The 18,107-nt window shown below is 66.3% G+C and carries 17 protein-coding genes; 10 read left to right on the top strand and 7 right to left on the bottom strand.

The features are described from left to right. Positions 1 to 42: 42 nt before the first annotated feature. Complete coding sequence (locus MMG94_RS06400; protein ID WP_154419971.1) at positions 43 to 444, bottom strand: hypothetical protein; 402 nt, start codon at positions 442 to 444, stop codon at positions 43 to 45. Between the two features lie 191 nt (positions 445 to 635). On the opposite strand from MMG94_RS06400, the gene MMG94_RS06395 reads away from it, so the two are divergent. Further along, on the top strand, positions 636 to 1,382 hold the full coding sequence (locus MMG94_RS06395) for a phosphodiester glycosidase family protein (RefSeq protein WP_016917900.1): 747 nt from the start codon (positions 636 to 638) through the stop codon (positions 1,380 to 1,382). 75 nt (positions 1,383 to 1,457) lie between these two features. Here the strand turns inward: MMG94_RS06395 and MMG94_RS06390 are convergent, their stop codons facing one another. The 3 genes from MMG94_RS06390 to aroC form a co-directional block, all read right to left on the bottom strand. After that, positions 1,458 to 2,504, bottom strand: coding sequence for a histone deacetylase family protein (locus MMG94_RS06390; protein ID WP_016917899.1), 1,047 nt, complete (start codon positions 2,502 to 2,504; stop codon positions 1,458 to 1,460). Positions 2,505 to 2,562: 58 nt separating this feature from the next. Next, positions 2,563 to 3,216 (bottom strand): pyridoxine/pyridoxamine 5'-phosphate oxidase, encoded by a 654-nt coding sequence (locus tag MMG94_RS06385; protein WP_040578767.1) that lies wholly within the window; start codon positions 3,214 to 3,216, stop codon positions 2,563 to 2,565. A 280-nt stretch (positions 3,217 to 3,496) separates the two neighbouring features. Then, positions 3,497 to 4,573 carry a chorismate synthase gene (gene aroC / locus MMG94_RS06380; RefSeq protein WP_016917897.1) on the bottom strand — a complete coding sequence of 359 codons (1,077 nt, stop codon included), beginning with the start codon at positions 4,571 to 4,573 and terminating at the stop codon, positions 3,497 to 3,499. A gap of 106 nt (positions 4,574 to 4,679) precedes the next feature. Here aroC and MMG94_RS06375 point away from each other — a divergent pair, with 106 nt between their 5' ends. Continuing rightward, entirely contained in the window at positions 4,680 to 4,934 is a 255-nt protein-coding gene (locus MMG94_RS06375) for a hypothetical protein (protein WP_016917896.1), read from the top strand. Here MMG94_RS06375 and MMG94_RS06370 read toward each other — a convergent pair. Continuing rightward, the gene (locus tag MMG94_RS06370) at positions 4,894 to 6,006 is read right to left on the bottom strand and encodes a hypothetical protein (RefSeq protein ID WP_016917895.1); all 1,113 of its coding nucleotides are present in this window, start codon (positions 6,004 to 6,006) and stop codon (positions 4,894 to 4,896) included. The two genes, MMG94_RS06375 and MMG94_RS06370, sit on opposite strands and share 41 nt — an antisense overlap. A gap of 54 nt (positions 6,007 to 6,060) precedes the next feature. Beyond that, positions 6,061 to 6,597: a SixA phosphatase family protein gene (locus MMG94_RS06365; protein ID WP_026015953.1), complete on the bottom strand. Its 537-nt coding sequence runs from the start codon at positions 6,595 to 6,597 to the stop codon at positions 6,061 to 6,063. Positions 6,598 to 6,939: 342 nt separating this feature from the next. On the opposite strand from MMG94_RS06365, the gene MMG94_RS06360 reads away from it, so the two are divergent. From MMG94_RS06360 to MMG94_RS06350, 3 genes are all read left to right on the top strand, one after another. Further along, positions 6,940 to 8,622, top strand: coding sequence for a hypothetical protein (locus MMG94_RS06360; protein ID WP_016917893.1), 1,683 nt, complete (start codon positions 6,940 to 6,942; stop codon positions 8,620 to 8,622). Between the two features lie 135 nt (positions 8,623 to 8,757). Next, complete coding sequence (locus tag MMG94_RS06355) at positions 8,758 to 9,237, top strand: L,D-transpeptidase (protein WP_244415161.1); 480 nt, start codon at positions 8,758 to 8,760, stop codon at positions 9,235 to 9,237. A gap of 108 nt (positions 9,238 to 9,345) precedes the next feature. Next, on the top strand, positions 9,346 to 10,473 hold the full coding sequence (locus MMG94_RS06350; RefSeq protein WP_016917891.1) for a FecR family protein: 1,128 nt from the start codon (positions 9,346 to 9,348) through the stop codon (positions 10,471 to 10,473). Between the two features lie 127 nt (positions 10,474 to 10,600). Here the strand turns inward: MMG94_RS06350 and MMG94_RS06345 are convergent, their stop codons facing one another. Continuing rightward, positions 10,601 to 11,923 (bottom strand): methyl-accepting chemotaxis protein, encoded by a 1,323-nt coding sequence (locus MMG94_RS06345; RefSeq protein WP_016917890.1) that lies wholly within the window; start codon positions 11,921 to 11,923, stop codon positions 10,601 to 10,603. A 100-nt stretch (positions 11,924 to 12,023) separates the two neighbouring features. On the opposite strand from MMG94_RS06345, the gene gshB reads away from it, so the two are divergent. The 5 genes from gshB to MMG94_RS06320 all read left to right on the top strand — a co-directional run bounded on the left by gshB (position 12,024) and on the right by MMG94_RS06320 (position 18,049). Beyond that, complete coding sequence (gshB, locus tag MMG94_RS06340; RefSeq protein ID WP_026015952.1) at positions 12,024 to 12,980, top strand: glutathione synthase; 957 nt, start codon at positions 12,024 to 12,026, stop codon at positions 12,978 to 12,980. A 5-nt stretch (positions 12,981 to 12,985) separates the two neighbouring features. Beyond that, entirely contained in the window at positions 12,986 to 15,811 is a 2,826-nt protein-coding gene (locus tag MMG94_RS06335) for a [protein-PII] uridylyltransferase (protein WP_016917888.1), read from the top strand. A gap of 69 nt (positions 15,812 to 15,880) precedes the next feature. Then, a complete protein-coding gene (grpE, locus tag MMG94_RS06330) occupies positions 15,881 to 16,492 on the top strand; it encodes a nucleotide exchange factor GrpE (RefSeq protein WP_026015951.1) in 612 nt (203 codons plus the stop codon). Between the two features lie 10 nt (positions 16,493 to 16,502). After that, positions 16,503 to 17,519 carry a magnesium/cobalt transporter CorA gene (gene corA, locus MMG94_RS06325; protein ID WP_016917886.1) on the top strand — a complete coding sequence of 339 codons (1,017 nt, stop codon included), beginning with the start codon at positions 16,503 to 16,505 and terminating at the stop codon, positions 17,517 to 17,519. After that, on the top strand, positions 17,489 to 18,049 hold the full coding sequence (locus tag MMG94_RS06320; protein WP_051001067.1) for a nucleoside 2-deoxyribosyltransferase: 561 nt from the start codon (positions 17,489 to 17,491) through the stop codon (positions 18,047 to 18,049). The genes corA and MMG94_RS06320 overlap by 31 nt, the downstream gene beginning before the upstream one ends. Positions 18,050 to 18,107 lie beyond the last annotated feature (58 nt).

The raw sequence follows: 18,107 nt of genomic DNA, 5'->3' as shown, positions 1-18,107 counted from the left end.
CGCAACTATCTAGCGGCCCCGGCCCGCCGATTCAAATCGGCCTCACTCCGCCGGCCGCGCGGAGGACGATTGGAGACGCGGCGCGCCGCAGGTTGCGCAGGCGACGAAGCGCAGACCCGCCTCCGCCGCTGAAACGACGCTCGTCGGCTCGCGGCGGATCGGGGCGTCGATTTCATTCGTCGAGACGAGCCGGATCTGGATGTCGTCGCCGAGATGCAAGGCGGTGTCCTCGATCCACTCGACGCTCTGCTCGCTCGCCGGATCGGACGCGTCGATGCCGCCGACGCGAAGATCCAGGCCGTCGATCGCGACGCCGTCAGCGATCCGTGAGGAAGCGCCGGCGCCCTTGCCGACCCAGGTGAGCATCAGCGAAATCGCGCCGCCCTCGGTCAGGCCCGCCGTCGAGAGCTTCTTGCCGTTCTTCCAGATTTCGAAGCCGAGCAACTCATCCTCCTGCGGCGTTTCCAGAAATTCTTTGCAACGAATAGGTCCGACTTGTTTCCAATTCGAAGCGACATTTCCTGACAATTGTAAGCGATCCGCTTAAAACCGGAGCAGATCCGCCGAGCGCTCGCCGCTTGGGCGGCGTTCCGGCGCGGAGACGACTCTAGATGCGTATGGCTAACAGATGGCTAATGGCGGCGACGCTTACATTCGCCTCCTTCGTTTGGCGGAGCGCCGAAGCCGGGTCCCCCGCGCCCTGCGCCGACATCGAGGAGGCGGGCGCAGCCTATACGGTCTGCGAATTCGACCCGCGCAAATCCGCCATCCGACTTTTCCTCGAGGATTCGAAGGGCGGCGTCTACGGCGCCTTCTCCCGTCTCGCCGAGGACCTCGCCTCGAAGGGAGAGGCGCTCGTCTTCGCCATGAACGCCGGCATGTATGACGAGAATTCTCTGCCCATCGGCCTTTATGTCGAGCGCGGAGACGAGCGTCATGGCGCTAACGCCGCTTCCGGCGAGGGCAATTTCCATATGAAGCCCAATGGCGTCTTCTGGGTGGACGGCGCGCGCGCCGGGGTGACGGAAACCGGCCGTTTTCTCAAGTCGCGCCTGCATCCGGCTTTCGCCACCCAATCCGGTCCGATGCTCGTGATCGGCGGGCGGATCAATCCGCGCATCCACGACAATGGAACCTCGGAGAAATTCCGCAACGGCGTCGGCGTCTGCGAGGGGCGCGTCGCGCGCTTCGCCATTTCCAACCAACCCGTGACCTTTCACCAATTCGCGCATCTTTTTCGCGAAAGGCTGAAATGCCCCGACGCGCTTTTTCTCGACGGCGGATCGGCCTCCGCGCTCTATGCGCCGTCCGTCGGGCGGCATGACCGTTTTCACCCGATGGGGCCGCTCGTCGGCGTGGTGGAGAAGAGCGATCGCAAATAGGGCCGCCATGGAATGAAGCGCCGACAATAAAGACGGGCGTGAGGCGCATGGCGGGACGAGACATGGGCCGCGCTCTTACGCATCCGCCAGCGCGCCGACATGCGCGGCGACGCAGGCCGCAAGATCCTCCGGCCGATAGCCGCCTTCGAGCAGCGAGACGATCCGTCCCTTACAGCGCCGCGCGGCGATCTCCATCAGCCGCAGCGTCACGTCCCGATAGTCGTCCTCGACGAAACGCAGGCCGCCGAGCGGATCGTGGAGATGCGCGTCGAAGCCGGCGCAGATGATGAGAATGTTGGGCGCAAAAGCGTCGAGGCGCGGAAGGATGCGGGCTTTCAGTGCGTCGCGAAACGCCTCGCCGCCGTCGCCCTTGCGCAGAGGCGCGTTGACGATGTTGTCATGCGCGCCCGTCTCGCTGGCGGCTCCCGTGCCGGGATAATGCGGCGCCTGATGCGTCGAGCAATAAAGGGTGTTTTGCTCGTTCCAGAAGATCTCCTGCACGCCATTGCCGTGATGCACGTCGAAATCGACGATCGCGATGCGCTCGGCGCCATGCGCGGCGATGGCGTGTCGCGCGGCGATGGCGGCGTTGTTGAAAAAGCAGAAACCCATGGCGCCGCCTTCGCGCGCATGATGGCCGGGCGGGCGCGACGCGACGAAGGCGTTGCGAGCGTCGCCGCGCATCACCGCATCGACCGCCGCCGTCGCGCCGCCCGCCGCGCGCAAAGCGGCCTTCAACGTCCCGGCGCTCATGATGACATCGGCGCCGAGAGGGTTGCGTCCCTCTTTCGGCGCCGCCTGCTCGATGCGCGCGAGATGTGACGGTGAGTGAACGCGCAGCAACGCCTCGCGCGAAGCGGCCGGCGCTTCGCTACGGGCGAGCGTCGCGAAACGCGGCGCGCTCAATGCGGAAAATATGGCGCGCAGGCGCTCGGGACTGTCCGGCCAGCCGGGGCCGGGATCATGGTCGAGCGTTGCCGGGTGGGATATGAAAAGCGTCGCGGGCGTCGCGGCTGCGTGGGCGCCGAAGGCGACGAGGGCTGCTGTGCCGGCAAGCGCCGCGCGACGGGTGATCTCGCCGGGCTCGCTACAGACGAATTCGCGGGACGTCGGCGCGCTCATCGCAAAGGCTCCAAGGGAGGAGATACATCTGGTCCGTACCTTTCCGCACGGGGAAGGGTTAAGGCCAGAGCCGCTCGCGGTGGAAAGCGTCGCCTTCGCGCCGGTAGCGGAGGCGCTCATGCCTTCGGCTCGCCGCTCCCTGCCAAAACTCGATTTCGTCGATACGTACGGCATAAACACGCCATAGATCTGAGACGGCGGCCGGCTCCGCTTCGACGCGCCGCAACGATTCGGCGAGCGCGGCGTCGAGCTCCGCATCTTCGGAAAGAACCTCGCTCTGGCGGCCAAGCATGGCTGCTGCACGTGAACCGACAGGACGGGCTGCGAAATCGGCGCCGCCGACCTTTGGGCCGAGATCGACGACGGGGCCGCGCACGCGCACCTGACGCGCGAGCTTTTGCCAATAGAAGGTCAGCGCCGCTTGCGGCCGGACGCTGAGTTGCCGACCCTTGCGGCTTGCGGAGCTGATCGCGAAATGGAAGCCGGCATGGTCCAAATTCTTCAGGATGAGCACCCGAGCGTCCGGAAACCCGTCCGCGTCCGCGGTGGAGAGCGTCATCGCGTGAGGCTCGGGAACCCCCTGTGCAATGGCGATTTCAAGCCAATGCAGAAACAAATCCTTCGGGTCGTCCGGGACGTCTTCCATGTTGAAAGGGAGAAAGGGGCCCTGCAAAACTTTTAGTTCGCGTAAGGTGTTCATAATCTTGGTCATCAATTCTTCTCGCCATTCATCTTGGCGGATCAACGCCCGAGGCGGCGTTGCGATGAGAGGCGCCTTTCTCCGGATCAAAGAGCCGCTTTGTTTGCCTTAGGCATCTTTGCTCACGTTTGCCGCCGTCATTGCGAGCCGAAGGCGAAGCAATCCAGAGCCTCATCACGGCTCTGGATTGCTTCGTCGGCTTCGCCTCCTCGCAATGACGGCCGCGAATGAACGTCCTCCAAAAACCCGTCAATTCGGGTGACGCAGGCTACTCGTAAGGGGAACGCTCCCGTCACCCGCCGACCTGCCCACGGTGCCGCAGGAAGTGGTCCGCCAGCACGCAGGCCATCATCGCTTCCCCGACCGGCACGGCGCGGATGCCGACGCAGGGGTCGTGACGGCCTTTGGTGACGATCTCGGTTTCATTGCCGTCGCGGTCGATCGTGCGGCGCGGCGTGAGGATGGAGGAGGTGGGCTTCACCGCGAAGCGCGCCACGATGGGCTGGCCGGTCGAGAGGCCGCCGAGCACGCCGCCGGCATGGTTCGACAGGAAGCTCGGACCCGCGCGCATCTCGTCGGCGTTCTCTTCGCCCGAAAGCTCCGCCGCCGCGAAGCCGTCGCCGATTTCGACGCCTTTCACGGCGTTGATCGACATCATCGCGGCCGCGAGGTCGGCGTCGAGCTTGCCGTAAAGCGGCGCGCCCCAGCCGGCCGGCGCGCCTGCGGCGACCACCTCCACGACGGCGCCGATGGAGGAGCCGGCCTTGCGCACGCCGTCGAGATAATCCGCCCATTGCCCGGCCATGACGGCGTCGGGGCAGAAGAGCGGATTCTTCTCGACCTCCGTCCAATCGAAACGCGAGCGGTCGATCCTGTGCGGGCCGATCTGCACCAGCGCGCCGCGAATGGTCACGTTCGGAACGATCTTGCGCGCAACTGCGCCGGCGGCGACGCGCGCCGCCGTCTCGCGCGCCGAGGAGCGCCCGCCGCCGCGATAGTCGCGGACGCCATATTTGGCGTCATAGACATAATCGGCGTGGCCGGGCCGGTATTTATTGGCGATCTCGCCATAATCCTTCGAGCGCTGGTCCGTGTTCTCGATCATGAGCGCGATGGGCGTTCCGGTCGTGACCTGCACGCCGTCGGCGCGCGTGAAGACGCCCGAGAGAATCTTCACTTCGTCCGCCTCGCGGCGCTGGGTGGTGAAGCGCGACTGGCCCGGCTTGCGCTTGTCGAGAAAGCCTTGAATATCCGCTTCCGTCAGCGCGATTCCCGGCGGGCACCCGTCGACGATCGCGCCGAGAGCGACGCCGTGGCTCTCGCCAAAAGTGGTGACGCGGAAGAGATGGCCGAAGGAATTATGGGACATGCGAGGCTTTTAGGGGCCGGGCTGGCGCGGGTCAAATGATGGCGGGCGGCGCCCTTTCCCAGTCCTCGAAAGCCGCGTAACAGGGACCGTGAAGACGGAGGTTGGCATGAAGGGATTTGCGCTCTTTCTCGGCGCCGCTGCGCTTTTCGCAGCCTCGCCGGTCGTCGCGGGGAACGCGTTCGACGTGGATTACGGCCAGAACGACAACAAGCACTATCATCATCACGCCAACAAGCGGGGCGGCGGCGCCTGGATCGGAAATAATCGAAGTCATGTCGGCGGGCCGCATGGCGGACATTGGGGCGGCGGCCACGGCCAGTTCAGTCCGCGCGGGCAGGGCGGCTATCACTGGGGCTGGTGACGTCTCGTTTTTCCGCTTCGGCCTCCGCCTCCGGCGCCGAGGCCGTCGCGGCGGCGGCCGGGTCCTGCAGCAGACGCCGCAATTGCGCGACCGCCGCCGTCACGAGCCCCATGCGCGGGCGCGCGGGGCCGATCTCCACGGCGGCCATATTGGCGAGCGCTTTGGCGAGATTGCCCGTCGGCTGGCCGGAGACGTCGAAAAGCGCAAGATCCTCGTTCGGCGTCGTCGCGATCCCCTCCGCGAGATGGGCGGCGTAATTGGCGATGCGAGCGAGTTCGCCCGAGCAGTCGACGACGCCGCTGAGCGGGGGTGACGGCGCCGGCGGCGGCAGCGCGGCGATCGCGTCGATATCGGTCTCCACCGGACGCGGCTTCGCCAGCTTTTCGGCGCGTCTCGGCCGCGCCTCGGCCACGCCCGTCATGATCGACGGCGTCGCCATCATGTCGATCGTCTCCGAATGGGCGCTGCGCAACGGCGCGGGGCCGACGCCGCCGCGGCCATGCGCCGCGAGCCAGCGCGCGCGCAGCGTATTCTGAAGGCCGCGCGGCGCGATGCCCATCGGCACGACGCGCTGCGGCATCATGCGCGCCAGGCCTTCGCGAGAGGCGGGCGGGCCGGGCGTCGGGCGCGTCATCATGGGCGAGCATTGCGCCGGCGCCCAGCGCTCGACGATCGCCCGCGCTGTCCGGCGCTTGTAATCGACGTAATAGCGCCGCAGCAGCAGCGCCGCGACGGCGGCGCCTTCCTCGGCGGAGGCGAAGGCGACATGGCCGTCGGCGTCGGCGGCGATCTCGCCGGTCCAGCCGGCGCGCTTCACGCACCAGTAATTGTTGAGTTTCACGCAGCGCACCGGATCGCCGTCGTCGGCGTCGAGCGCGCGCCGAAGCGCCGCCGTCGGACTCATGTCGAGCCAGAGGGCGCTTTCCAGCCGCCAATTGTCGACGGCGCGCTTTTCTGGCGCATAAGCGGGCGCCGGCGTGCGCCAGACGAGCGCCGCGGGCGCGACGGCGATGGCAGGCGGCTTGGCGGGCGCCGCGGCGGTCAGAAAGGCGAAGAGCGTTTCGAGCAGCATGCGCCGAGGCGGTCCCGTTTGGTCGCGATCAGAATGGCGCGCAATTCCTGCGCGTCAGTCCGGATCGTCCGCGACGTCGCCGCGGAGCGCACCCGGCGTCACGAATCGATCGAGCCGCGCCGCGCCTTTCCGGACTTCGGCCCAATGTTCCGTGTCAAAATCCAAAATCGCAAGCGCGGCTGTCGGAAAACTCGATCTCATATGAGTGAGCGCTTCCGGCTCGCCGTCGCCCGCGAGCCATTCGGCGAGCTCCGCGAAGCCGGGATTATGGCCCACAGCGAGCAGCGTCTGCACCTTGTCCGGCGTCTGGCGCAGAACGTCGACGAGATGCTCGCGCGTCGCGAGATAGATCGTGTTTTCGATGAGATGGGTCACATGGCCGGGAAAGGCTTCGAGCGTGCGCTCGAGCGTCTGCCTGGCGCGACGGGCGTTGGAGGCCACCGCGAGCTCGGGCGTCATTTGCGCCTCGCGCAGATAGTCGCCGATTCGTCGCGCATCCTCCTCGCCCCGCCGCGTGAGCGGGCGCTCGCGATCTCCGCCAGCCGAATGTCTGTCCGCCTTGCCGTGGCGCAAAAGAAGTAATCGTCGCATGAGGCCTCTCTAGCACGCCCGACCGAAGGGCCGCCATCGGCGCGGCGAAACGCAGGGCGATCGGGGGAAGGATCGTTTTCCTCTCCTTCATCCTGAGGAGGCCTCAAAGAGGCCGTCTCGAAGGACGAAGGAGAGGAAAACACGTCTCGAGCGGACTTCCTCGTCCTTCGAGACGCCGCCTGCGGCGGCTCCTCAGGATGAGGAAGTCCTTCACCCGATCGCTCTGCGGCGAAACGACCCGGGTCTTTACCCGCAGCGCCCCGGCGTGCAAGCTCGCCGGAAGTCCCGTTATGCGAGAAACATCCGACGATGCGACAAACCGTCAACAGACGCGCCCCTTTCATGCTTCTCGCCGCCGGCGCCGCGCTTCTCGCGCCTTTCGCCGCGCTGGAGGCGGCCGAGGGCAATCTCGTTCTCGACAATGTCACGCTGGCGCTCGGCGGAACGACCTATCGCATCCCGCATATGGAGCTGACGGGCGCGACGCTGACGGCGGCGGAGTTCGGCGATCTCCTCAAGGGCGACGAGAAAGCGGCGGACGGCCGCCTCGCCCGCCTGTCCGCGAAGAGCCTCGTCATTCCGGCGATGACGGCGGAGAGCGTCGCCGGCGGCGAGACGGCGCGCATGTCCTACCGGGACGTCAGAGCCGAGGATATTCGCGCCGGGCGCATTGCGACGCTGCGGACGGCGGGCGCGGAGCAGACGCTCGACAAGGCCGACGGCGGCTCCGAGCGCATCGCCCTCGGCCCGAGCGCCGCGAAGGGCGTCGATCTGCGCCAGCTCGTCCATATGTCGCTCGGCGTGCGGCTCGATCCGCAGGAGGCGCTGAAGCCGGCGATCGACGAAGAGAGCGTCGAATCCGTGACGCTGCAGGAGAAGGACGAGCGGGTCACGGTGAAGACCGGCCGCATCACCCTGAAGGGCGTGAAGGGACGCGCGCTGGCGTCGCGTCCATCCGAGATCATGGAGCGGCTCGAGAAATACGAGCCTGACAAATCGGCGGCCGATCCGGCTTTGCTCAAGGATCTGATCGACGCCGTTTCCTCGCTCGACGTCGCTTCCATCGAGATTCGCGACATCGTCGCCAACGGCAAGGGCGAGCCGGCGGACAAGCCTTACGCCGCGAAGCTGGGCCGTCTTTCAGCCGGCCGCATCGCGAACGGAACGATCGGCGATTTCGCGTTCGAGGACTTTTCGCTCCAGTCGTCCGACGGCGGCCGGCTGTCGCTCGCGCGCTTCGCCCTGCGCGACGCGCGGCTGGCGTCCTTCTTCGACAACCCGATTCCGCTCATCGGCCATATCGAGGCCAAGGGACTGTCGGGCGACCTGCCGGACATTCGCGCGAGCGAGACGTCCCGCATGAAGTTCGGCCTCGCCGGCGCCGAAGCCGATTTCTCGGATCTGCGCGAAATCGCGCCGACAAAATTCTCCGCGCGCATGGACGATCTGTCGATCGACATCGCCTCACGCGGCGAGACGCCCTCCACCGCGCAATTTCTCGCGCTCGGCTACCGCAACCTCGATCTCTCCGCCGCGCTTGCCGGCGAATGGCGCGAGAAAACGCAGGAAGCCGTCTTCGCGCCGCTGCGGGTCGTGGGCAAGGACATGGGCGCGCTGTCGATGAACGTGACCTTCGGCGACGTATCGGGCGCGGTTTTTTCCGCCATGCCCGTCGTCTCCAAGGCGGCGGCGCTCGCATCCTCCTTAAGGTCGGTCGCTTTGACGGTGGAGGGCGGCGACCTCGTCGACCGCGTTCTCGCGCTCGAAGCCAAACAGGCGAAGAAGCCGCTCGACAAGCTTCGGGCCGATTACGCCAAATCCGCCGGGACGGCGGTCGCCGTTTTGCTCGGCGGCGGCGAGAAGGCGCGCAGGATCGGCGAGGCCGTGTCGGCCTATGTCCTGAAGCCGACCCGTCTTTCCGTGCGCTTGTCGTCTCAAAAAGGCGTCGGCGCGCTGGACGCGCTCGCCAAGCAGCCCGCCGACATTCTCGAAAGCCTCGACGTCGAGGCCGTCGCCGAGCGGTGATCGACGCCGATCCATAAAATTGTTTCGATTTTCTTAACCCTGCGCCCGCTGTTTGCGCCGTCGCACAGAAGCGGTCTGTCGCGCCCTCTAATCTGGCGTCGTTCGGTTCAAAGAGCCGTCGTCGGGGAGGGAACAATGTTTATCGTTTCAAATGCGCGCCTGTTTCGGCGCCTGTCTCGCATGATTTTCGCCGGCGCCGTCGCCATGGCGGCTTTCGGCGCCGCGAGCGCGCGGGCGGAAGTCGTCATCGACGTCGATCTGACGACGCAGACCATGCGCGTCGCCTCGGCGGAAGGCTCCTATAATTGGCCGGTCTCGACGGCGCGCGCCGGGTTCTCGACGCCGCGCGGCCATTTCGCGCCGACGGGCATGGAGCGCATGCATTACTCGAAGAAATACCACAACTCGCCCATGCCCTATTCGATCTTCTTTCGCGGCGGCTACGCCATTCACGGCACCTACGCCACCGGCGCGCTGGGCCGGCCCGCTTCGCATGGCTGCGTGCGGCTTTCGCCGGCGCATGCGGCGCAGCTCTACCAGATGGTCGAGCGCGAGGGCGCGAGCATCTCGATTGCCGGCGCGCCGCGCGTCGCCGCCCGCTACGCCAGCCGTTGACGTGATGTGCGCCCGCGCACGGAAGGGCGTCCCCGGACGTGGTGAGATGCCGGTTAGAGCCCGCGCAATTTCGCCCGGGCGCCGTGACATGAAGATGGGACGGCGACAATGCGCAATCTTACCCTTTCCTTCTCCGCGCTGCTGGCGCTTTGCGCGCCCGCCAAGGCGGAGCAGACGCCCGCGAACGCCAATATCGGCAGCGCGACGCTGATCGAGAAGGTGGTGGAAGGCCTGACGGCGGAGCGCAATATGCGCCTCAAGGCCGGGGACGCCGTCTATTTCAACGAGCTGCTCACGACCGGGCAGGAGTCGCAAGGCAAATTCATCTTCGACGACCGCGCGACATTGCAGATGGGGCCGCAATCGCAGGTGCGGCTCGACAATTTCGTTTATGCGGGGAATTCCGGCGGCGCGCCGGCGGTCGCTTTCAATGTGACGAAGGGCGCGTTGCGCCTGATCAGCGCGACGGGCGCGCACAAACCTTATGAAGTGCGCACCAACCGCACGACGATCGGCGTGCGCGGCACGTCCTTCGCGGTGCGCTCGAACGATTTGCGCACCGACGCCGTGCTCTATGAAGGCGTGATCGACGTCTGCCTGCCGAATGGCGGCGCGTGCCGCACGCTCGACAAGCCGTGCACGACGATTTCCGTCACCGATGCGGGGTTCGTGGAGACGCGCGCGGTCGGCGCGCGCGACTGGACGTTCGACGAGGAGTGCCGTCCGGCTCCGGCTCCGATCCGGAAGCGCCGCCACGGCGCCGCCGAACCGCCGCCGAGCCCGCCCCCGGTCGTGGCGCCGAGACGGGCGGCTTTACAGGATCCCGAGCCGCCGCGCCGGACGGTCCGTGTCGAGCCGCCGCGTGAGAGCGAAGCGCCGCCGCGCAAGGTCCGCGCCGCGCATGTCGAGCCGCCGCGCACGGAGATCGCAAGGCCAGCGCCGCCCCCGCCGCGCGTCGTCGCCGAACCCGTGCGCCCGCGCTGGCCCCGCCGCCCGCATCCGCCGGTCTATGAGGACGCGGAGGATTATACGCCGGTCTATCCGGCGCAGCGCTTCCCCGTGCGGCCGCCGATCATTTTTGGCGGCGGCCTTTTCCGCCCGCATTTTCCCGGCGGCGGATGGGGCGGCTCCTATGGCGGGGCGCGCTATCCGCAGCGGCCCTGGGGCGGGAGCATGGGCGGCAATATGGGCGGCGGCGGATATGGCGGGATGGCGCAGCGCTGGGGGCGGTATTGAGGCGAGGATGAGTCGTGTCGATAGGCCCGCATGCGCGCCTCTCCCCGCAGGGCGGGGAGAGGCGCTGGCGCGCGCTTCACGGGTTATGCCTTCATTCTCATGAGAGGCCGGGGCGCTTATAAACCCCTCAGCTCGCGAGGCTCGTCGCCAATTCGTCCGTATGGGCGTGCATCCGCCGCGCCATGACGTCGATCTCGCGGGCCATGCTCACCATCGATTCGACGCCCGCGCCGGTCTGAGCCATGGCGTTCGCCGCCTGATCGGCATGGGCGGACATGGCGCCGGCGCTCGTCGCGGCGGAGCGGACGCTGCGGGCGATTTCCTTCGTGGCGACGTCCTGTTCGTGAACGGCGTTGGTGATGATCGCGGAGATGTGCTCGACTTCGGCGATCTTCGCCTTGATCTTGTCGATCGAGGCGACGGATATGTCGGTGGCCGCCTGGATTTCGGCGATCTGGTCGGCGATGTCCTGCGTCGCCTTTCCGGTCTGGGTGGCGAGGCTCTTCACCTCCTGCGCGACGACGGCGAAACCGCGGCCCGCTTCGCCGGCGCGGGCGGCCTCGATCGTGGCGTTCAGCGCCAGCAGATTGGTCTGGGCGGCGATGCGGGAGATGAGGTTCACCACGTCGCCGACGCGGTTGGCGGCCGCCGAGAGACGCAGCATTTCGGCCGAGGAGCCATTGGTCTCGACCACCGCCTGCCGGACGACGGCGGTCGATTCGACGGCCTGTTTGCTGATCTCGCCGATGGCGGCGAGGAGCTGTTCCGAGGCGGTGGCGACGGAAGCGACGTCGGCGGCGGCCTGGACGGAGGCGGTGCGGGCGAAGTCGCTGTCGGCCCGGGCGCGGCGTTCCTGCACGATCATTTCCTCCGAAGAAGCGGCCATGCGCTTGGTCATTTCGCCGAGTTTGGCGGTGGTGGCCGAAAGTTCGACCGAATAGTGCTCGACCTTGTCGCGGATCGCGGCCTCGCGGCGCAGGCGCTCTTCACGGTCGTCGCGGGCCTTGATTTCGGCGGCCATTTCGTTATTCGCCCGCACGGCGTCGCGCAGAACGACGAGGGCGCGCGAAATGTCGCCGATCTCGTCGGCGCGGGTCGTGTCCTTTACGTCGATGGTCGTGTCGCCGGCGGCGAGGTCGGTCATATGGCGGGCGATGGTTTTGATCGGAGTGGCGATGGTCTGGTGCATGGTCGGCACCGAGACGCCGACGACCAGAAAGCCCGCCACCAGCGTGCCGACGAAAAGCTCAATCGAGAGGTTGCTCGCCGCGTCATGGGCGGCGCGGGCGAGCGACGCCATCTGGGCGTGATCCGTCGTGGCCGCCGCGGCGGCCGTCAGGTCGCGGACGTTGATGGTGCCGAAATAGGCGCCGGCCCCCATCACGAGCAGCAGCGCGAGGAACAGAAATTGGCGAAAGACGAGGCCGGCGCCGATGGAAAGGTTGCGCATATGCTCGAATGTCCTGCTATTGGGTCCGGCGCAGGCTAAATATCAGACTTTCAGTTTTGGTTAACGGTCGCGGCCCCGGTCGCGCTTGCAGGAGGACGGAGTGCTGGAAATCGCGGTGCAGATGGACCCGCTGGCGCGAATCAATTTCGCCGGGGATTCGACCTTCGCCCTCATGCTGGAGGCCAAGAAGCGCGGCTGCCGGCTGTGGTTCTACACGCCCGACCTTCTGTCGCTGGAGGGCGGCCGCCTCACCGCCCGCGCCCATCCTATCGACGTTTTCGACGACCCCTCGCGCTGGTACGTCCTCGGCGAGGCGACCGAGATCGACCTCATCGAGATGGACGTCGTCCTGCTGCGTCAGGACCCGCCCTTCGACCTCGCCTATATCACCTCGACCCATTTCCTGGAGCGGATCCAGTCGCGCGTGCTCGTCGTCAACGATCCGGGCCATGTGCGCAACGCGCCGGAAAAGGTCTTCGTGATGGACTTTCCCGACCTCATGCCGCCGACGGCGATCACCCGCGACCGCGCCGCGATCGAGCGCTTCCGGGCAAAATATGGCGACATCGTCATGAAGCCCCTTTACGGCCATGGCGGCGCGGCGGTCTTCAAGGTGACGCCGAGGGACCCCAATTTCGGCTCGCTTTTCGACATGTTCAGCACGACCTTCCGCGAGCCCTGGGTCGTGCAGCAATTTCTGCCGGAGGTCGCCAAGGGCGACAAGCGCATCATCTTCGTCGACGGCGTCGCGATGGGCGCGATCAACCGCGTGCCGGCGCAGGACGACATCCGCTCCAATATGGTCCGCGGCGGCGCGGCGGCGGCGACGGAGCTCTCGCCGCGCGAGCAGGAGATCTGCGCCCGGCTCGGGCCGGAGCTCAAAAAGCGCGGTCTGATCTTCGTCGGCATCGACGTGATCGACGGGCGGCTGACGGAAATCAACGTGACGTCGCCGACAGGCTTGCGGGCGTTGAAGCGCGTCGGCGGCCCCGATCTCGCGGAGCCGCTTTTCGACGCGATCGAAGCGCGGCTCGCGGCGCTGCGCGCGGCAGGATGAGGGCGATGGATCAGACGGTTTCGGCGAGCGTTTTCGAAAATCTCGACCCGGCCAGGGGCTATCGCGGCCTGCGCGCCGCGCTTGCGACGCCCGTCGCCGCGCTTTGCAAGGCCGAGAAGGGCCATGCGCGCCGCACCGCCGCGGTCGATCTCTTCCGCTCGGTTCTCGCCGAGGGACGCGCCCGCGCCCGCGCGCGGCTGGAGGCGCGCGGCTCGGGGCTCGAATGCGCGCGGCGGCTCTCGGAATTGCAGGACGAGCTGATCGGCGCGATCTACGACTATGTCGTGACTTACGTCTATCCGGCCGACAATCCGACCTTCGCGGAGCGCCTGACCATCGTCGCGGTCGGCGGCTATGGGCGCGGCATGCTGGCGCCGGGCTCCGACATCGATCTTCTGTTCCTGTTGCCCTACAAGCAGACGCCCTGGGGCGAGAGCGTCGTCGAAGCGATCCTCTATGTCCTGTGGGATCTGCGCCAGAAGGTCGGCCACGCCACGCGCTCCGTCGCGGAATGCATGCGCCAGTCGCGCGCGGATATGACGATCCGCACGACGCTTCTGGAATCGCGCTTCATCCTCGGCAGCGCCGAGCTTTTCACCGCATTGCAGGACGCCTTCGACAAGGAGGTCGCCCGCTCCGACGCCCGCGAATTCGTCGCCGCCAAATTGGCGGAACGCGACACGCGGGTGCGGCGCGCGGGCGCCTCGCGCTATCTCGTCGAGCCGAACGTCAAGGAAGGGAAGGGGGGCCTGCGCGACCTCAACACGCTCTTCTGGATCTCGAAATATGTCTATCGCGTTCGCGATCCGCAGGAACTCGTCGCGGCGGGCGTCTTCACCTCGGCCGAGCTGTCGCTCTTCGAGCGCTGCGAAGAGTTTCTGTGGCGCGTGCGCTGCCATCTGCATTTCGCCACGGGACGCGCCGAAGAACGGCTTTCCTTCGACATACAGCCGGCCATGGCCAAGCGTCTCGGCTATCAGGATCGCGGCGGCCTGTCGCGCGTCGAGCGCTTCATGAAGCATTACTTCCTCGTCGCGAAGGACGTCGGCGACCTCACCGCCATCGTCTGCGCCGCGCTGGAAGAGAAGCAGGCCAAGCCGCCGGCGATCTTCGAGCGCTTTATGCAGCCTTTCCGGCGGCGGCGCAACAAGGCGCCGAAGGGTGATTTCATCATCGATCACGACCGCATCAGCGTCGCCGACGATGATGTTTTTCATCGCGATCCCGTCAACATCATCCGCCTCTTCTGGATGGCGGATCATCACGGCCTGCCGCTGCATCCCGACGCCCTGCGCGCCGTGACGCTCTCGCTGCGCGAGATCGACGCGGAGCTGCGCGCCGACAAGGAGGCGAACCGGCTGTTCCTCGAAATTCTGCTGTCGCGGAACATGACCGAGATCATTCTGCGCCGCATGAACGAAACGGGCGTGCTCGGCCGCTTCATTCCGGATTTCGGCCGCATCGTCGCGATGATGCAGTTCAACATGTATCATCACTATACGGTGGACGAGCATTTGCTGCGCGCCGTCGGCTGCCTCTCCGATCTCGAGGCCGGCCGCATGCCGGAGCATCAGCAGCTCGTCAGCGAGATCCTGCCGACGATCGTCAATCGAAAGGTGCTCTATCTCGGACTCTTCCTGCACGACATCGCCAAGGGCCGCAAAGAGGACCACTCCATCGCCGGCATGGACGTCGCCCGCGCGCTCTGTCCGCGATTGGGGTTCACGCCGGGCGAGACGGAGACCGTCGCCTGGCTCGTCGAGCATCATCTGACCATGTCGAGCTATGCGCAGAGCCGCGACCTTTCCGACCGCGTGACGATCGAAAGCTTCGCCGCCATCGCGCAGACGATGGAGCGGCTGAAGATGCTCTTCGTGCTCACGGTCTGCGACATCAACGCGGTGGGTCCCGGCGTGCTTGACGCCTGGAAATCGCAGCTTCTGCGCGTCCTCTACTGGGAGACGGAGGTCGTGCTCGGAGGCGGCCATTCGTCGGTGGACCGCAAGAGCCGGGTCGCCGTCGCGCGCACGGAATTGCGCGAAGCCCTCGCGGATTGGAGCGACGAGAAATTCGACGCTTATGAGAAGCGCCATTATCCGGCTTATTGGCTCAAGGTCGACGTCGCGCGCAAAGTGCGCCACGCGCATATGCTGGAAAATCTCACCGGCGCCGTGACGCCTCTCGCGACCGCCGTGGAGCTCGACCGTGCGCGCGGCGCGGTGGAGCTCACCGTCATTGCGCCGGACCATCGCCGGCTCCTCTCTATCATCGCCGGCGGCTGCGCGGCGAGCGGGGCGAATATTGTCGACGCGCATATCTTCACGACGCAGGACGGGCTCGCGCTCGACACGATCTTCATCTCGCGCGCCTTCGATTTCGACGAGGACGAGCTGCGCCGCGCGCGCCGCATCGCGGAGTTCATCGCCAAGGCGCTGAGGGGCGAAGTCATCGTCTCCGACGCCGTCAAGGCGCGCGCCAGACAGAATCAGGCGCCGACGGCCTTCACCGTCGCGCCGGAAGTCGTGGTCGATAACAGCCTGTCGAACGTCTATACGGTCATCGAAGTTTCGGGGCTGGACAGGGAGGGCCTGCTCTTCGACCTGACCAACGCCATCTCGAAGCTGAATCTCAACATCGCGTCCGCCCATATCACGACCTTCGGCGAGCGGGCGGTGGACGCTTTCTACGTCACGGACCTGACCGGAACGAAGATCGTCTCTCCGCAGCGCCAGTCGGCCATCAAGCGGCAGCTCCTTGAGGTCTTCGCGCCGGCGGGAGAGAAGCGCCCGAAGGCGGTCGGGACCGGGGTCCAGAGTGTCGCGGCGACTTGATTTTGCGGTCGCGAGCGCAGATATCGAGGCCTTTGAAGAACGCCCCTTATCCAGAAAACGGACATGAGCATGAGCGACCAGAGCAACGCCGACAAGAACGCCGAATCCCAGCCGCCGCAGGGCGCGAATGGGGGCGAGGCGACTGCGTCCTCCCTGTCGCAGCCCTCGGCGGAGTCCCCCATCAACGAGCCCGAGCCCTTTACCGAACTCGAAAATCTCTACCAGGAGAACGCCAGCCTCAAGGACCGGGTCTTGCGCGCCATGGCGGAGGTGGAGAATGTCCGCCGCCGCGCCGAGAAGGAGGTTTCCGACGCCAAGGTCTATGGGGTCGCCAATCTCGCCCGTGAAATGCTGGCCTTCGCGGACAATCTGCGCCGCGCCGCCGAGAGCGTGCCTGCCGAGGCCCGCGCCAATCTCGACCCCGTCGCCAAGGCGCTGCTGGACGGGCTCGGCGTCACCGAGCGCGACTTCCTTTCCCGCCTCGCCCGTTTCGGCGTGAAGCCGATCGAGGCGGCGGACGCGAAGTTCGACCCCAATCTGCATGAGGCGCTGTTCGAAATCCCGGACGAAACGAAGCCGGCCGGCACGGTCGCGCAAGTCGTGGAGCAGGGCTACATGATCGGCGAGCGCGTGCTGCGACCGGCGAAAGTCGGCGTGACGCGCGGCGGGCCGAAGGCCTGACGGCGCCGCGATGGACGCCCCTGTGACGAATGCAGCGGCGCCGGAGGCGCTCATCCGCCCCGGCGTCGTAAACGCCTCCGTTTACTGCAAGGGCGCCAAGGTCGCCGATATCGCCATCGACGACGCGGGCGACTGGGCGAAGCGCGAGGACCATGTCGTCTGGATCGGGCTTTTCGAGCCCGGGGTCGATCTTCTGGAGCGCGTCGGAAAGCAGTTCGCGCTGCATCCGCTCGCGATCGAAGACGCCGCCAAGGCGCATCAATTTCCAAAGCTCGAGGAATTCGACGACGGCCTCTTCATCGTCGCGCGAACGGCGCAGATGGAGGATGGCCGCGTCACCTTCGGCGAAACGCATCTTTTCGTCGGCGCCGGCTATGTGGTGAGCGTGCGTCACGGCGCCTCGCAAAGCTATGCGCAATTGCGGCATCGCTGCGAAGCGCGCGCGCAGCGCCTCTCCGAGGGCGAGGACTTCATCGTCTATGCGATCCTCGATTTCATCGTCGACAATTACTTCCCGGTCCTCGACTGCATCAACGATCAGGTCGACGACATAGAGGATCACGTTCTCACGACGACGATGGGGCAGGAGGAGATCGAGCAGCTCTATACGTTGCGTCGCGATCTTCTGCGTCTGCGCAACGCGGTCGTCCCTTTGCAGGATGTCTGCCGGCGCCTGGAGCGCACCGACATTGTCTTCATCGATCCGGCGATGCGTCCGCATTTCCGCGACATTCGCGACCATCTGCGCCGCGCGCAGGAACGCGTCGACACTTTGCGGGAGACGCTCGCTTTCGCATTCGAAGCGAGTCTGATGAACGCGCAGATGCAGCAGACGAATATTTCCCGCCGCCTCGCCGCCTGGGCCGCCATTCTCGCCGTGCCGACCGCGATCGCCGGCATTTACGGCATGAATTTCGAGCACATGCCGGAACTCAAATGGCAATATGGCTATTACGCCGTTCTCGGCGTGACCTTTACGATCTGCTCGATTTTATATTGGCGGTTCCGCAGAGCCGGCTGGCTGTGAGGCGCCTCTATCTCGCGGGCCCGGAAGTCTTCCGCCGCGACGCAGGCGCGATCGGCGCAGAGCTGAAGGCGCGTTGCGCGCATTGCGGATTTGAGGGCGTCTATCCGCTCGAAGCGGAGCTTGCGATCGGCGACGAAGCTTTGTCCCGGCGCATTTTCGAGGCCAATCTCGCGTCGATCCGCGCCTGCGACGCGATGATCGCGAATCTCTCGCCTTTCCGCGGGCCGAGCGCCGATGCGGGAACGGTCTTCGAACTCGGCTTCGCCGTCGCGATCGGCAAGCCGGTTTTCGCCTATGCCGATAGTTCGGAGTCCTATGCGTCGCGCGTCGCGCAGAGAAATGGGCCCCTGCGCAAGGCGGACGGACGTCTTTTCGCGAGCGACGGCATGAGCGTCGAGGACTTCGGCCTCACGGATAATCTCATGATCGTCGAAGCCGTAAGCGCGCAGGGCTGGGACATTGTTATGGGAGAAACGCGCGCAGGCTTTGAGGAGTGTCTGCGGCGCGCGGCTGCGTATTTTGTGAGCTGAACTGCGTCCGTCATTGCGAGGAGACGGAGCCGACCAAGCAATCTCGTTTCGCAATCAT

Source organism: Methylocystis parvus OBBP (assembly GCF_027571405.1).
GTDB classification, from domain to species: Bacteria; Pseudomonadota; Alphaproteobacteria; order Rhizobiales; family Beijerinckiaceae; genus Methylocystis; species Methylocystis parva.
The sequence above is the reverse complement of the archived record's forward strand: the minus strand, read 5'-3'. Positions and strand labels throughout refer to the sequence as shown.